This window comes from Acaryochloris sp. CCMEE 5410 (genome assembly GCF_000238775.2).
Lineage (GTDB): Bacteria > Cyanobacteriota > Cyanobacteriia > Thermosynechococcales > Thermosynechococcaceae > Acaryochloris.
In genome coordinates, this window is record NZ_AFEJ02000001.1 from 959,383 (window position 1) to 973,889 (window position 14,507).

14 protein-coding genes are annotated in these 14,507 nt (G+C 47.1%); 6 read left to right on the forward strand and 8 right to left on the reverse strand.

The annotated features are described in order from the left end of the window. Positions 1-70: 70 nt before the first annotated feature. The 7 genes from ON05_RS04235 to ON05_RS04265 all read right to left on the reverse strand — a co-directional run bounded on the left by ON05_RS04235 (position 71) and on the right by ON05_RS04265 (position 6,913). A complete protein-coding gene (locus ON05_RS04235) occupies positions 71-1,462 on the reverse strand; it encodes a glycoside hydrolase 100 family protein (protein ID WP_396149728.1) in 1,392 nt (463 codons plus the stop codon). Positions 1,463-1,485: 23 nt separating this feature from the next. Next, a complete protein-coding gene (locus tag ON05_RS04240; RefSeq protein ID WP_029315635.1) occupies positions 1,486-2,028 on the reverse strand; it encodes an IS630 family transposase in 543 nt (180 codons plus the stop codon). Positions 2,029-2,041: 13 nt separating this feature from the next. Further along, positions 2,042-2,179: a winged helix-turn-helix domain-containing protein gene (locus ON05_RS04245; RefSeq protein WP_262561185.1), complete on the reverse strand. Its 138-nt coding sequence runs from the start codon at positions 2,177-2,179 to the stop codon at positions 2,042-2,044. Between the two features lie 17 nt (positions 2,180-2,196). Beyond that, on the reverse strand, positions 2,197-2,544 hold the full coding sequence (locus ON05_RS04250) for a helix-turn-helix domain-containing protein (RefSeq protein ID WP_262561186.1): 348 nt from the start codon (positions 2,542-2,544) through the stop codon (positions 2,197-2,199). 175 nt (positions 2,545-2,719) lie between these two features. Next, positions 2,720-3,946 carry an FHA domain-containing serine/threonine-protein kinase gene (locus tag ON05_RS04255; RefSeq protein ID WP_029315112.1) on the reverse strand — a complete coding sequence of 409 codons (1,227 nt, stop codon included), beginning with the start codon at positions 3,944-3,946 and terminating at the stop codon, positions 2,720-2,722. A 41-nt stretch (positions 3,947-3,987) separates the two neighbouring features. Then, on the reverse strand, positions 3,988-6,087 hold the full coding sequence (locus ON05_RS04260; protein WP_010471879.1) for a serine/threonine phosphatase: 2,100 nt from the start codon (positions 6,085-6,087) through the stop codon (positions 3,988-3,990). Between the two features lie 229 nt (positions 6,088-6,316). After that, the gene (locus tag ON05_RS04265) at positions 6,317-6,913 is read right to left on the reverse strand and encodes a pseudouridine synthase (RefSeq protein WP_010471877.1); all 597 of its coding nucleotides are present in this window, start codon (positions 6,911-6,913) and stop codon (positions 6,317-6,319) included. Positions 6,914-7,155: 242 nt separating this feature from the next. Between ON05_RS04265 and ON05_RS04270 the strand changes: the two genes are divergently transcribed. From ON05_RS04270 to proC, 6 genes are all read left to right on the forward strand, one after another. Then, complete coding sequence (locus ON05_RS04270; protein WP_010471876.1) at positions 7,156-8,130, forward strand: energy-coupling factor transporter transmembrane protein EcfT; 975 nt, start codon at positions 7,156-7,158, stop codon at positions 8,128-8,130. Between the two features lie 22 nt (positions 8,131-8,152). Beyond that, entirely contained in the window at positions 8,153-9,559 is a 1,407-nt protein-coding gene (locus ON05_RS04275) for an anthranilate synthase component I (protein WP_010471874.1), read from the forward strand. Between the two features lie 394 nt (positions 9,560-9,953). Beyond that, entirely contained in the window at positions 9,954-10,223 is a 270-nt protein-coding gene (gene pipX / locus ON05_RS04280) for a transcriptional coactivator PipX (RefSeq protein ID WP_012165567.1), read from the forward strand. Continuing rightward, complete coding sequence (locus ON05_RS04285) at positions 10,223-10,909, forward strand: YggS family pyridoxal phosphate-dependent enzyme (protein ID WP_010471870.1); 687 nt, start codon at positions 10,223-10,225, stop codon at positions 10,907-10,909. Before pipX ends, ON05_RS04285 begins: the two co-directional genes overlap by 1 nt. Positions 10,910-11,409: 500 nt before the next feature. After that, positions 11,410-12,006, forward strand: a complete 597-nt coding sequence (locus tag ON05_RS04290; RefSeq protein WP_010471869.1) for a cell division protein SepF — start codon at positions 11,410-11,412, stop codon at positions 12,004-12,006. Between the two features lie 116 nt (positions 12,007-12,122). Then, positions 12,123-12,938, forward strand: coding sequence for a pyrroline-5-carboxylate reductase (gene proC / locus ON05_RS04295; RefSeq protein ID WP_010471868.1), 816 nt, complete (start codon positions 12,123-12,125; stop codon positions 12,936-12,938). Between the two features lie 22 nt (positions 12,939-12,960). Here proC and ON05_RS04300 read toward each other — a convergent pair whose 3' ends face one another. Then, positions 12,961-14,433: a TM0106 family RecB-like putative nuclease gene (locus tag ON05_RS04300; RefSeq protein WP_010471867.1), complete on the reverse strand. Its 1,473-nt coding sequence runs from the start codon at positions 14,431-14,433 to the stop codon at positions 12,961-12,963. Positions 14,434-14,507: the final 74 nt, after the last annotated feature.

Sequence of the window (14,507 nt, forward strand, 5' to 3'; positions counted from 1 at the left end):
TCCTCGCCATTCCAAGGATGCCCGATCATCAGAAAAGGACAGACAGGCGGCAAAATCGAGTTCAGCTCTATCAGATTTCTGAGCTATCCTCTTCGTCAAAAATAAACGGAGCAATCTGCTCTGGATTGTCTTGGAGCAACGTCGCCAACAGAAAACTAGCAATGGTCCAAGTTTGATATTTCCGCGAAGATTTACCAACCAAACGTCCATTTTTACCGTCATAGTATTCAGGCCATTCGTCTTCTTCAAATCGGTAGGAAGCAGTCATCCAAGCCTGTTCACCTAATTTTTGGCGTTTAGTTTTAATGGCAGCCGCCATCAGCATCCACAGCAAAACAGGCCAGCTACCGCCATTGTGATAGGACCAGGGGGTATTTTTAGGATCCGAGCCCGTGGTAATCCGCCACTCTAACCCATCCACCGCCGGAAAACAGATTTTCATGGGCATCCGCCCGACTAAATCGTCCCACTGTAGCTCAATTAAATCCATAATTTGTTGGCTCTGAGTCGAATCAGCCAGAGAAGTGATGATCGCCATTAAATTTCCCAAGGCAAAGAAGCGAAAATCCATTCGACTAGGGCCAAGGTTTCCAGCCAAACACCCTGCCCAGTCTGGCATCCATTCTGTTAGCCAGTAAGGGATGGAATCAGGATAAATATTGAACTTATTCATCACTGACTCCCCAAATTGATCCCCCTTATAGCGGTGAATTTCATTGAGCTTGTCTAGATCCAGCCAATAGTAGTGGCGCACCCGAAATCTTAGTGCCTTCAAGCGTTCATCAATTTTTCGAATCCAGGCCGATCCTTCTGAAGTGGGGGTCAACAACTCCCTTGCAGATCGCAATGCCCCGTAAAACAACGCTTGGATTTCCAACGGATGGCCATCAATCCCCATGCGGCGATCAATCATACAGGCCGCATCAGGCACCAACAAAGTGGGGGACATCTCAAATTGTGGACTGAGACAAAGCTTGAAAATCAGATGCAACCCTTCCTGAAAATCAGATCGCTCCGCTAAAGCAGTATCTCCAGACGCTTTCACATAAGCCCGCAGGACGATAATCCACCACAAGCAAGAATCAATCGGTGTCACCCGACCAATCGCATGGTCGCCAAAGTCAGCCGTGAGATATTGACGATCTGCTTCCGATTGAACCTTAAAGCTGGCAGGCATCAGTCCTAAAGGAACCTCAAAGCCATCCACACGCCGAACCTGCTTTTGTAACCCTAAGGTCTCCACCAAAAAATTTTGAACAATATCATGTCGTTTTTGCAGCAAAAAGACGAAGGCGGAAGGGACAAAATCCCGCACAAAGCACTGATCGTAATTCAGGGCATCCGCTTCTGGATCCTGAGCAGCAATCGTGCCCACGGGCCGTTCCTGGTAGTAGATAATGGCAGACTCATGCAGCTTTTCTGCCATTTGGAGAATCGGTAATTCATACCAAATCCGACTCATTAACCCCCGAAATATCTCATCTGTCAAGCTGGCCACCAATGGTACTGCGTTAGAGCTTTAATGTCCGATTGCATGGTCATTAAAGTTCGACAGCGCTGCTCGAGAACATCTTCGAGGTCATCCAGGGTCTCAAAACACCGATTGGCCAGTGGTTCGTCCGCTAGCCGCCACAACCGTTCAGCGGGCTGTAGCTCTGGAGAATAGGGGGGTAAAACCTTCAGATGAATGCCAGGTGGCACCACCCGATTCTTACAGGTATGCCATCCGGCTCCATCGAGAACGAGAAGAATCTGTTTGTGCTTTCCCGCTCCAACTTGCTGAGCAAAGCTTTGTAGGGCTTGATTAAACCATTCTCCATTGACCCGAGGCAGAATGAACCATTCGGTATTGCCAGTTGCGGGATGAACGAATCCATACAGATAGGTCCATTCATAGCGATGGTCCACCTCAGCAATTGGACGCTGACCCACAGGCGCCCAAATCTTTCGAATAATGGGTTTAAGGCCTAAACGATGTTCATCAAAAGACCAAACTTCGACCTGAGCATTAGGGTAGCGTCGCTCCAATTCTGCTTTGTACTCAGGCAGTTTTTTTAAAAGCGGCTTGGGCCTCTGGTTCACCTTTACGGTGGTGAGGACGTGGGCATTGCAGGGACTGCTCCAATCGCTTGAGATAGTCCCAACCTCGTTGGGGCCAAACCTTATCGACTCCTGTCATCTGAGCAATGACCTGGGCTACTTTAGGTCCGTTCCATAGACCACCGTCGGCGGGTGGGTTTGTAGACGAGTCAACAATTGTGCACATTGGTCTTGAGTCAGAAGACTGCGAGATTGATGAGGTCGCTTATCTTTGCGTCGGTTGCGTAACCCATGGGCGCCATTGTGGTTATACTCCCTGACGATTTCTCGAGCGTAATCGTAGTTGAGACCGACCACTTGGGCTGCTTGAGTTAGCGTTGTTTGCTCACTGACGAGCCATAGTAGATGCCAGCGGCGCGATTCTACTGGGTCTTGGCTGGCTCGGTAATGAGACTTCAGCTCGTCAGGCGAAAAATGGGGTTTGAGATATAGTTTTCTTGGCATTCTCTAATTATGCATTATATCGGAGTTATATAAATCGGATTTGGTATCAGACATCATGCCCCCTCAGCTAAAGCTGACCTTGATGGGAACAGGATTCCAAAACAGATGCTCCCGTTGGATAGTACTCAGGATACCCATCGAGCCGGAAGGATTATAATAACCGCGCAATCAGCAGCTAAAGACAGTTTTTCAGGGCTTGCTGCAGTTCTTTGGCACTTTGGAACCGATGATCCGGATGGGGATGGGTCACTTTTTCAATAATGGCTTTGATCTGAGTGGGAATGCTCAGGATATTGGCCAGTTCAATCCGATAGCCATGGCCCAGATTTTTGTAGAATTGCAGCGGACTTTGGCCTGTAATCAAAAACAAAAGGGTCGCACCGATACCGTAAAGATCCGATTGAATAGTAGGACGCCCTAATCCTTGTTCTGGAGCACTGTAGCCCTCAACAGCAATCCGGGTTCCAGGGACCAGACTTGCTTCTTTAACCGCACCAAAATCAATAATAAAAACTTGACTATCTCGATTTCGAACCAGAATATTACCGGGTTTCAGATCTCGATGAATAATCGGTGGATTATGACGATGAATATAGTCCAAAATGTCACAGGCTTGAATCATCCATGGCAGCACTTGATGGGGTGGCAACGGGCCATGTTGGTTCACCCACCGATCTAAATCTTGGCCATGAATCAGCTCCATCACCAGATACTGTTTTTCGTTCTCGGTAAAAAAATCGTACAAGCGGGGAATACCAGCATGTTGCAAGGATCTCAACATCCGCGCTTCCCGTTTGAATAATTCCTGTGCTTTAGGAATTTTTTCCATATCGGCATTCATTTCCTTGAGCACCTGAAGCTGAGGTTTTCTACTCTGATCATCTAGGCGCCGCACCAAGAATGTAGTTCCCATGCCCCCCATACCAATGACCTTCAACACTTCGTAAGGACCAATTGTCTGGAGAACATTCAGAGATTGACCACAATGCACGCAAAAAAGGTTGCCAGGTAAATTCCCAAAATGGGAGCAGGAAGAACTCTGAGAGCGAGTGGTTGCGGATTGACGTTTGGCTTCAATCTCGTGGGGAAGTTGCTGCTGAAATCTCAAAATCGGGCCTGTCAATCCTAGCTGAATAATCGTGTCATTTTTAATTTCTGCCTGGTTCGTCAGCTTCCCGTTTACGAACGTTCCATTGCTGCCCAGACTCTTGATTTGCCAGGTAAAGGAGGACTCTATGCGTTTGATCAGGTGCAGTTCAAGATGATAACGAGACACCAGTATGTCTCTGAGAACAATGTGATTATCGGAAGAACGGCCAATATTAATTTGCTTAGACGTGGTGAATAGCCATTGTCTGATAGGAGCCTTATTAGTGGGATCAAGAAGGGTTAATGTAACCACATTGCAAAATTAATCAGTCAAGGATTATGAGTAGGGTCCCGTTAATAGGTCTGAGCAGATCGCTGAGGTTGGACTCTCATCAGGATGGCAATGACCGTTATATTGTCGTGACCATTATGTTCATTAGCCAGCGTTACTAGCTCATTGACCCCTTGTTGCAAGGGAACTTGAGAGTTAAGCATGGGCAATAAGTATTGGTCACAGTGGACTTCCAGTAGGTGATTATCGGTTAATCCATCGGAACAAATCAACAATAAAGTATCTTCGGATGCCGTTAAGAGCTGGATATCTGGCTCTAATGCCTCATTCTCCCTAGGCCCTAAAGCTTGAGTGAGTTGATAGGCATCTGGCCGGGCATAAGCCACTGCAGGATCGGTGCCTCGTTGAATCTCTCGTTGCCCCACCTCATGGTCCACGGTGATTTGCTCTAATCCAGATTGATGGGTCAAGCGATATAAACGACTATCACCGACGTGAGCAATTTGAATATGCGTATCTTGCACCAGCGCCATCACTAAGGTGGTGCCCATCCGATTATTCCCCGCCTTCTCCTCATTCAGCTGAAAAAGAGCATGGTTCGCTGCATAAATGGCGTCCTTCACCATCGCAGTATCAGGGAATTCAGTCTGCCAATGGGCTTGAAAATATTGCGTTAGGGTCTCCGTGGCCAAAGAACTCGCAATCTCTCCCCCCGCATGTCCACCCATACCATCACAGAGGATATAGAGGCCTTGACCAGACACTTGATTCTGATGGGGATTACAAATTTGTTGCAGTCGCTGATCAATCGCAAAATAATCTTCATTATGATGTCGATCTCGACCATCATCGGTTTGGCCCGCCGCCGCCAAATGAACCAACTGATTGGGTAAGATCAGGGTTGGCGCAGCACCCGTTTCAGCTCCTGAAGACTGGTGAACCTGGGTGGGAGTCGTAGAAGGCTGGAGGCTAGGCAGACGCTGACTTAATTCATTTAAGTATTCCAGCAGCTCTGCTTGGGTAACATTTTCAGCCGATTGCAAATTATCCAACAAGGGCTGAAATTGCTCTAAAAGGGAGGCTCCTAATCCTTGCAATAAATCTAACCAGACATATCTTAAATCGTCCCAGGTCGGGGATTGGATGGAGGTACTCCCCTTTTCGGACTTGCCGGGCCAAAACTGACCAGGTTCAAATAGGAGTTGCTGAAGGCACAGGATTTGTCCCTGATCGACTTTCAAATTTTCTTTGTTGAGAACACTAGGCAAGCATTGCCAGGGTGCACAAACGACTGCAAAGTTCAGGGTTTGCTCTAACCAGTACAGAATTTGAGTGGGACTCGCCTGCCCCTCGGCAATGACTTCCTTTAATGAGGGTAAGTCAGCGCGGTTCTCTAATAAAATGACCGCCTGTTGTTCTGACTGCCAAGCATCATGAACATGAGGAAGTAGGAGAGGAAACTGTTGCCTCAAGGCTAAGTAGGGCTCTAGAACGATCGGGAAAGGTAAAGGCTGCGCTTCCAAAAAACCTTTAATCGTTTCTGGTTGCCCCATGTCAGCGGGGTTGATGGCTCCCTCTAGCTGGTTCAGCATGATCGCCAGAGGAGAAACCTGCAGTGGCTGCGTATCTAGAATCGTGAGTTCGAGATTGCCATTCTCTGCCAGTTTCGGGTCTTGAGGCACCATTGATGCCAATAGCTGATATCGAGGATTCTGATCCAAAAAACTCTGGATAGCAGGAGACAGAGATGGAATCTTTGAGTCACTCGACTGCTCTAACACCGCTGTCGAGGAACCAGAGAAACTGAGTTCCACAGTATCTATCTCTCCATCGGACTGATCACCCACTAAGCGTTCAATGGAGTCTAATAGCTCTTCTGTTGAAGGCTCCTCATCCAAAAGGGCAACAGATTCTCCCATAGGAATCGTCTCGACTGCAGACAGCTCTGCCAGGGTGGGGGATGGGTCGAGGTTAGGAAGTGGGGTAATTAGCGTCCACCAGATTGTGCCGGTTAAATGATCACATTGGGGACAGTGAGTCACCTCAAAATCTACTAAATGTCCACAATTTGCACAGTGTTTTTGAGTCAGGGAAGTGCCACATTGTTGACAGAAACGATGATCGTCAATGTTGTGATAATTACACTGGGGACATTTAATCATCCGTAAAAAATTAGTTTGCCTAGAATGGCGGACAGTAACTATGGCAATGGTAACTAGTAATTAGAGGCTTGCACTCCGCTAAATTACGGAAGTTATTGTTACATTTGCTGTGACAAAATATAGCCTGTTATTGAGTGATCCCACTATACAACTCACAATTATCTTCAACTGTAGATTGAAATTTGAAATGTTTTTGAGTATGCCAACGAATCAGGTTTGGTCCCTTGAGCTAGAGATGAGATAAATGGGTCAGGAATTGGAGTTGTTCAATTTCTGCGGGAGAAAGGTGGCGCCATTGGCCTGGCTGAAGATCCTGGAGTTGCAAATGTGCGATCGCAACCCGTACCAAACGTAAGGTTGGGAACCCCACAGCAGCCGTCATCCGACGAACCTGTCGATTTCGGCCCTCATAGAGCGTCATCGTCATCCATGCCGTGGGGATATGCTTGCGAAAACGGACTGGTGGAGTCCGAGGGGGTAATAGAGGTGGCTCAGATAACAGTGAGGCTTGAGTCGGCCGCGTTCGATAGTTTCGGATCGTGACCCCCTGCTTAAGCTTTTGTAACGCAAGCTGATCGGGAATGTTCTCCACCTGAACCCAATAAGTCCGGGGATGTCGAAATTTAGGATTACATAACTGATGCTGAAGACCACCATGATTGGACAACAAGAGTAACCCTTCACTATCCCTATCCAATCGCCCAACCGGATAAATATCTGGGATTGAAATAAACTCTTTTAACGTTGGATGCGACGTTTCTTGTCGATCCGTAAACTGGCTAAGGACCCCGTAGGGCTTATAGAACAAGATATGTTGCCAAGCCATTGCTGTCCGTTAGATTCCAATTTCACTGAATACATCTGACATTCCCTATAGGTATAGAACATCAGCGCTCGTTTCCAAACATCTCAAGTTATGGCATGAGCCCAGACCATTTCTAGGCTCATTTAGTAAAGCTTAGTGACAGGTATAGTCTTAAGACCACCATTTATATCGTGCAAATACATCTCCTCACCCTAGAAATCACTTAGGATAGGCTGGTGATTAACGCGTCTCAAAGGCCATAGATGGATCTGCTTCGCTCTCTTCCCCTGGGGCTCTACCTGGAACAACCCCGAACTTGGTTACATCGGCTTGACCCTAGAGTAAAACTAGCTTGGCTGATGATGTTCCTGCTCACCCCATTGCTGGCAGATTTACCCTGGCGGTTTGGCTTAGTCTTGGGACTGATTCTCCTAACCATTTCGGCAACCATTCCATTACGGGTCTGGCGCAAGCAAATTGGCTGGTTATTGTTGTTATGTCTATTAGTTTGCAGTATTACCACCCTAATGCCTGATGGCTTAGCAGTGTCCTATCAACCCAGACTCCCGAAGCAAGAACTAGCATTTACACAAGCCCCCACTACTCCCCCAGAAGACTCCCAACCCTGGTATCAACCCCTGATCTTCTGGCAGGGTTCAGAAGACAATCTTCCTCCCACCCTCCCTCAGCCCACAACCTATCAATATGTCCTCTTTCATCGTGGCCCCGTTAGAATCACTCGTCGATCCTTAGAATTGGGGTTACGGTTGGGGACTTGGCTATTCACCTTAATCTACGGAACAACCCTATATCTCTTGACAACGGCCCCGGAAGAAATAACCGTTGCCATTGAAGTTCTATTGCAACCCTTAAAGCGGTGGCGTATTCCTATCACTGAAGTCACCCTAACCTTAACCCTAGCGCTTCGCTTTATGCCCCTAGTTCTAGAAGAAATTCAAAATTTGATTCGAGCCATTCGGACTCGCGCCATTAATTGGAAAAAACTAGGGGTTCGGGGCGCCTTTCAACTCTGGCTGATGTTAGCGGATCGCCTCATTGAAAATTTGTTTTTACGAGCAGAGCAAGTGGCTAGTGCCATGACCGTACGGGGGTTTACCAGCCCAAACCACCACCAAGTCAGATGGCATCAACTCCGAATTCGGCTAATGGATCAGTTGGCGTTAGTTTTAGTCGTCTTGGTTTGTGGCTTACGGATCTGGGTCGGAACGCTTCCCTAAATCAATACCGTTAATATCCGACATGGACGAATTAAAGCCTTGGTATTGGCGATCGCAGCCACTACTCGAACGTAGCGGTACAGATATTTTTGCAGCCTTATTTGGAGAACAAGGGATCGCAACCCTGCTCGAAAGCCCTTATCCCCATCCCCTCGGTCAATACTCCATTTGCGCAGGTGGCCCTCGAAGTGAGGCTGGCGATTTACGCTTATGGACACCAGAATTAGGGCGAATCTTACCGTTCTTGGAACACCAGCTACAACTTAAAAAGCCTTTAGCCCCAGATGGAATCCCTGATGACTTGCCCTTTCAAGGTGGGTGGTTAGGGTGGCTGGGGTATGACCTCGCTTGGGAAATCGAACGTTTACCCCACCTTAAACCTGATCCCCTGCCATTCCCTGTAGCCTTTTGGTATGAGCCTGAAAACTTTGCAATTTTGGATCATCAACAGCAAATCCTCTGGCTTGCAGCCAGCGATCCCCACCATTTAGATCACCTAGAACACCAGCTAGCATCCTACACTCCACATCCAATCATTCCATCATTTAAGGCAATAGACTTTCAGTTTGTGACAAATCAAGTTGAGTATGAAGCGATGGTACGACAGGCCTTAGCCCATATTCAGGCTGGAGACATTTTCCAGGCCAATCTCTCCACTCGTTTTTCGGTCAAGGCCGACGCCGATCCCTGGCAGCTCTACCAGCAACTGCAAACGATCAATCCCTCACCCTTTGCCAGCTACTGGCAAACTCCATGGGGATCGGTCGTCAGTTGTTCACCAGAACGGCTTGTTCGACTCAAAGGGACACAAGCCGAGACCCGCCCAATTGCCGGGACTCGCGCCCGGGGAATCACCCTCGAAGAGGATCAACAATTAGCTCATGCCTTAAAGAAGAACTTAAAAGAAAGAGCTGAGCATACCATGCTGGTGGATCTTGAACGTAATGACCTCGGTCGAGTCTGTAACTGGGGATCAGTTGCCGTAAATGAATTTCTAGTCCTTGAATACTACAGTCATGTAATTCATCTAGTTAGCAATATTGTTGGTACCCTACAACCCAATCGTTCTGCAGTTGAGCTGATTCGATCGGTCTTCCCAGGAGGAACCATTACTGGCTGCCCTAAGGTTCGTTGTATGGAAATTATTGAAACGTTAGAACCTTACCGCCGGAGCTTATTTTATGGTTCCTGTGGGTATTTAGACTATCGGGGGCAGCTAGATCTGAATATTTTGATTCGAACCTTATTGATTACCCCTATACATCCTCCTGGCAGCTCCCCTAACCGGTCTATCCCGTCTTCTATGATTTGGGGACAAGTGGGGGCTGGGATTGTGGCCGATAGTCACCCTGAACAGGAATGGTTAGAATCCTTGCAAAAAGCCAAAGCGCAGGTGGAAGCCATTCAAGCAATGGACTCGCAAATCTAAAGTGATTATGTATATGTCGTTTCTTGGGAATGTGCTGTGTAACGGGTTTAGTGAAAGGACAAGCAAATCTATTCAAAAAACAGTCGACATTTCGCAAAGGACGTCCAGTATAATAGACGACAATTTCAGAGTTACTAGACTTGGCGAAATTCACTAAGAAAGGACAATCATCCTTGAAAAGTGAGCGATCTTTTTTTACTTTGACAAAATAACCTCAGCTATTTCAATTCACTCCATTCTCAAGATCTATACCCAAGGGAAAAACTGACATTGCTTAAAACTGCCCTATTCTTTAGAAACAAAGCTATTTAGACAGGACCCACAGCATTGTTCTAGGGAGTAGTTATCGTTCTATAAATCACTCCTACTGCTTTGGCCTCTCCCTTACATGCGAATGATCACTGAAACGTATCTAAATCATCCAACTTTTGGTCTACTCTACAGTCTTTGTGTGATTGATGCTAAGAGTGCGTTGTACACCACGCTTTATGCCCAACGGTTATTTTTTTTAGTTTCAACATCTGCAGAGCAGTTAGAGTTTTCTCCCATTACTCGACAAGAGGCTAAAGTCGCCGTAGAAAGTCGTCTCAGACTCCTTAGGCGATCGGGTACTCGCCAAGACTACGACCAACTTCAGCTTGTTCACCAACAAACTTTTCAATAATGCCTTCTCCGCAGCCATTGACCCTCACGGATCGAGTCATCTCCATTCAACGATCCTTGCCGGGATCCGTTCGCCTGATTGCTGTATCCAAATATATGCCGACTGCATTGATCCGAGAGGCCTATGATGCAGGTTTACGCGACTTTGGCGAAAGCCGGGTACAGGAAGCGATTCAGAAACAAGCAGAGCTACAGGATCTCTCAGAGCTCACTTGGCATCTCATTGGCCACCTTCAAAGCAATAAAGCCAAACTAGCGGTTCGTCACTTCGACTGGATTCACTCGGTAGATAGCTTAGCTTTAGCCCAACGCCTCAATCGGCTGGTTGCATCAGAGCAGAATTCACCTCAGTTATGTCTTCAAGTCAAACCTCTCCCAGATCCTGGCAAATTTGGTTGGACGTTTGCTGGTCTTAAAGCCGATCTACCTGCGTTAAAAGCCTGTGCCCATCTTCACTGGCGGGGATTAATGACGATATTACCGATGGGGTTATCGAGCCAGGAAATCTTAAATGCTTTTCATGAAACTCAACAGTTAGCTCAAGACATTACCCAGCAGTCCCCAGAGGATTTCACCTTACATGAGCTGTCCATGGGGATGTCCAATGATTATCAGTTGGCTGTTCAGGCTGGCGCCACAATGGTTCGAGTAGGCCGTCGTCTTTTCGGGGATCGGCCTCGGCCCTAAGCCATCCTTCTATATGGTGAGGCTGATGGCTTAACTCTGAACGCCATAGACAAGAAGGTCTTCACAAGTTTTTCCTGGGCGAATCACTATTCTATTCAAAGAGACCGTATCTATCTGAATGACAATGCGAATAGGAAGCCTCTGTAAAAGATGACAATTTCATAGGTTATGTAAAGGAAATGATTTCTTAATTTAAACTTTAGTTTCAACACTCGAATTGCTGATTTGCAATTAGATCATTGATGTATAATTCAATCTAAATTTTCCATACCATGGGATTTGTCGCAAAGAGCTGATTTTTTCTATAAAGATCAATCTTGGTAATTAAGGCGACAGTGGTATTGACAAATCAAACAAATCCAAGTTTGATGAGAAGATCTAAATTTAATAGAGATCTTTACGAATAAAATTCCTTGATGACCTTAGATCGAACTATTGCTCGGTCTTCTTGAAATCAGGTTCTTCATACCCTCAAAACCTTCATAGATGGAGCCCAACTCGTGAGCAGTTTATTTGGCAGATTAAAGGATTTCGTCGGCATCCCAGAGTCGGATGACGATTATGATTACGTTGATGAATATGACGAAATTCAAAACGATGGGTATTCGGATCATTCTTATTCAGCAGAGTACTCCGAAGAACCCGTTGAAGTGGGTGAAGCGTTGAACAGTCAATCTGAGAAAGAACAGGGGTCTCAAGTGAATTCTAATACTAGCAATGTTGTAGGTATGCCCGGTGCCAGCCGCTTATGGGGATCTACCACTGAGGTTTTAGTGATGGAACCACGAGCATTCGAAGAAATGCCCCAAGTGATCCAAGCTTTACGTGAACGTAAGTCTGTGGTTCTCAATCTAACGATGATGGAACCTATTCAGGCTCAGCGAGCCGTGGATTTTGTAGCAGGTGCAACTTATACCATTGACGGCCACCAAGAGCGTGTTGGAGATAGCATCTTCCTCTTCACCCCCAATTGTGTTCAGGTCAGCACCCATCTGGGTGTCGTTCATGAAGCACCTACTACACCTCATTTTTCACGTCCTACAACCACTGCATCTTGGAAAAATGATATGCAGATGAACCAGGCTATTGCCCAGTAAATAGCCATCTCTGGCTACTTTGGGGTTTTCTCAAAACTCAATACAGCAAGGAATCTCGACTAAGCTTTGGTAGACTGGTGCATTGTTTCTGCCATCTTCAGCTTAGGGGTATTCTAGTGAGTCAGTTTCGCGATCAGCTTGGCATCATTGGTGGTGGCGTTATGGCTGAAGCCATTTTGTCACGACTGCTTTCCCAAAAAATCTGTTCGCCAGAGCAGATTCAAGTAAGTGATATTTCCAAAGAGCGATTAGAGGTTCTAATCGGTCGCTATCAGATTCAGGGATCTACCCTTAATGATGCGGTTGCCTCCAACGCTCAGGTCTTGGTGTTGGCCATCAAACCTCAAATATTTCCAAAGGTCGCTGATCCCCTCGCATCGTCCATACCCGCTGGATGTTTAGTCCTTTCTATTTTGGCGGGGGTAACTTTGGGGACGTTAGAAGCAGCTTTTCCAGGATCCCCTGTGATTCGAGTTATGCCAAACACACCGGCTACAGTTGGGGCTGGAATAGCTGCGATCGCAGCAGGTAACCATGCGAATCAAACGCACCTAGATCTTGCTCATCAGCTTTTTAGCGCCGTTGGCCAGGCGGTTACCGTACCTGAATCATTAATGGATGCAGTCACCGGGCTATCGGGATCAGGGCCAGCTTATGTTGCCTTGGTGTTGGAAGCTCTTACGGATGGAGGCGTTTCGGTCGGTTTGCCTCGCCCCATTGCCAATCAATTAGCCCTGCAAACCCTTTTGGGCACGGCCAAATTAGTGGATGAAACGGGACTACATCCTGCCCAACTCAAGGATCAGGTTACGAGTCCAGGTGGTACGACGATTGCTGGGGTTGCGGCTCTAGAGCAAGCGGGACTTCGATCAGCCCTGATCAAAGCTGTTCAGGCTGCTTATCATCGCTCCTGTGAGCTCGGCCGAGGCTAAATCAAAATTGCCAGCTTCAACATTATGGGGATTGTAAGGCCGGCGCTGTTAACTCGAAGGCCAAAAAATCAGCCAGCCAATTTTTGATTTGATAGGTGGCTTGGCAATCATCCTCGTTGTATTCAACAATCGTATCGAGGAAATCGCGATCGCCCGTAGAAAGCCACTCACTATACCAGTAGATGGACTGGGCTCCATTCGCTTCGCTATTGCGCCATTGAAACCCTAGCCATCGCGCGATCAATTTCAAGGTATAACTTTCTACAGGCAGCACAACCGTGTGGGTCACATGAGCGTGCAAATCAATAAATCGCTCCAATAAAGGCTGAATGATCGTATCGGGGTTACCATACAAGGCTGCTAAGCGTTCAACGGTTTGAACTTCGTAGGCACAAAAATGGTAAATCGGTGCTTGGGGATAGGCCAACACTAAATCCAAGAACTGCTGCCATGCCTGCTCTTCCTGGTGAGGTTGATCGGCTAAGAGGGGATAAAAGATCTCGGTTTGGTTTTCTCGATCGACGACTAATACCCCATGCAGATAGGCCAAATTGAGACTGGGTTCTGCTTCGATATCGAAGTAGAGTTCGATGGGAGCAGGGGAAATTTGGGTGGCTATTGCGCTAACTTCACTGGCCGCAAACACTACAGGAGCCTGCTTAGCAAATGCCTGGGCCTGACAAATGAGTTTGTTAGCAACCTCTCGACCAAATCCCGTCACCTCAGCCAATTGGGTGGGATTCGCAATCGCTAAATCTTCTACGGTCGCTAAATTATGAGCTTGGAGGATGGGATAGCGGCTGGGGGTAACCCCTGGTAATAAGGATAAATGTTGATCTTGTTGAGCAATTTGATAGCAGTGGGATAGCCATCCACACAAGCTGCAGCGATTACTGACAATAAAGACCTCGGGCTCATGTTGGGTTTGGATTATCTCGACAAGTTCCAGAAGTAATTGATCTAGCTTCGGCTGATTAATGGGCAGGTTAACGGCATAGAGCCCTCGTTCCCGCAGGTACAGATAGGACTCCTCTGGCCAAACCCCTTGTATGGTCGCCAGCAGATAAGCATGAAAGGTTGCCAAGATTTGATATTCCAGCTTGGGACGTTTACTCAGGCGAATATCCGTCGGCACATATTGCCAATCTCCAAAATCTGAGGTTCCCTCGGTTTTAGTGAGGAGATCGGGAATACTTTGATAGGCAACGCCATTGCCTTGATCCATCCAGAGAACGCCCCGCCGAATATAGGGAGCGCCAGCCTGCATCAGGGCTAACGTTGCATGGGCCCCTGCTTGCCAGTCATATTTGGGATAGTCTGGTTGAACCCAGGATTGACGCGCGAAAAAGGTCTGTTGATGCTCAAGGCGATCCTGCCGAAGTTTGTTGAGAAAATCGCTAGGCGCAGACTTATGAGTTTTGTCTTCATAGACATCCAGATACGCTTGTCGATGACAACGCTGGTAACTCAGTAATAATTGGGCGGTCAGCAGCATGCAGACACAATAATGGATTTCCCTGAAGGAATCTTAACAAATCCTTCTGGTCAGCCGATAAATTCCCTTGACTG

Excerpts from the sequence above, each read along its gene's own strand:
- ON05_RS04270 (WP_010471876.1), top strand. The coding sequence starts at position 7,156 with ATGGATCTGCTTCGCTCTCTTCCCCTGGGGCTCTACCTGGAACAACCC.
- ON05_RS04265 (WP_010471877.1), bottom strand. The coding sequence starts at position 6,913 with ATGGCTTGGCAACATATCTTGTTCTATAAGCCCTACGGGGTCCTTAGC.
- ON05_RS04275 (WP_010471874.1), top strand. The coding sequence starts at position 8,153 with ATGGACGAATTAAAGCCTTGGTATTGGCGATCGCAGCCACTACTCGAA.
- ON05_RS04260 (WP_010471879.1), bottom strand. The coding sequence starts at position 6,087 with ATGATTAAATGTCCCCAGTGTAATTATCACAACATTGACGATCATCGT.
- pipX (WP_012165567.1), top strand. The coding sequence starts at position 9,954 with ATGATCACTGAAACGTATCTAAATCATCCAACTTTTGGTCTACTCTAC.
- ON05_RS04250 (WP_262561186.1), bottom strand. The coding sequence starts at position 2,544 with ATGCCAAGAAAACTATATCTCAAACCCCATTTTTCGCCTGACGAGCTG.
- ON05_RS04235 (WP_396149728.1), bottom strand. The coding sequence starts at position 1,462 with ATGAGTCGGATTTGGTATGAATTACCGATTCTCCAAATGGCAGAAAAG.
- ON05_RS04300 (WP_010471867.1), bottom strand. The coding sequence starts at position 14,433 with ATGCTGCTGACCGCCCAATTATTACTGAGTTACCAGCGTTGTCATCGA.
- ON05_RS04285 (WP_010471870.1), top strand. The coding sequence starts at position 10,223 with ATGCCTTCTCCGCAGCCATTGACCCTCACGGATCGAGTCATCTCCATT.
- ON05_RS04245 (WP_262561185.1), bottom strand. The coding sequence starts at position 2,179 with ATGACAGGAGTCGATAAGGTTTGGCCCCAACGAGGTTGGGACTATCTC.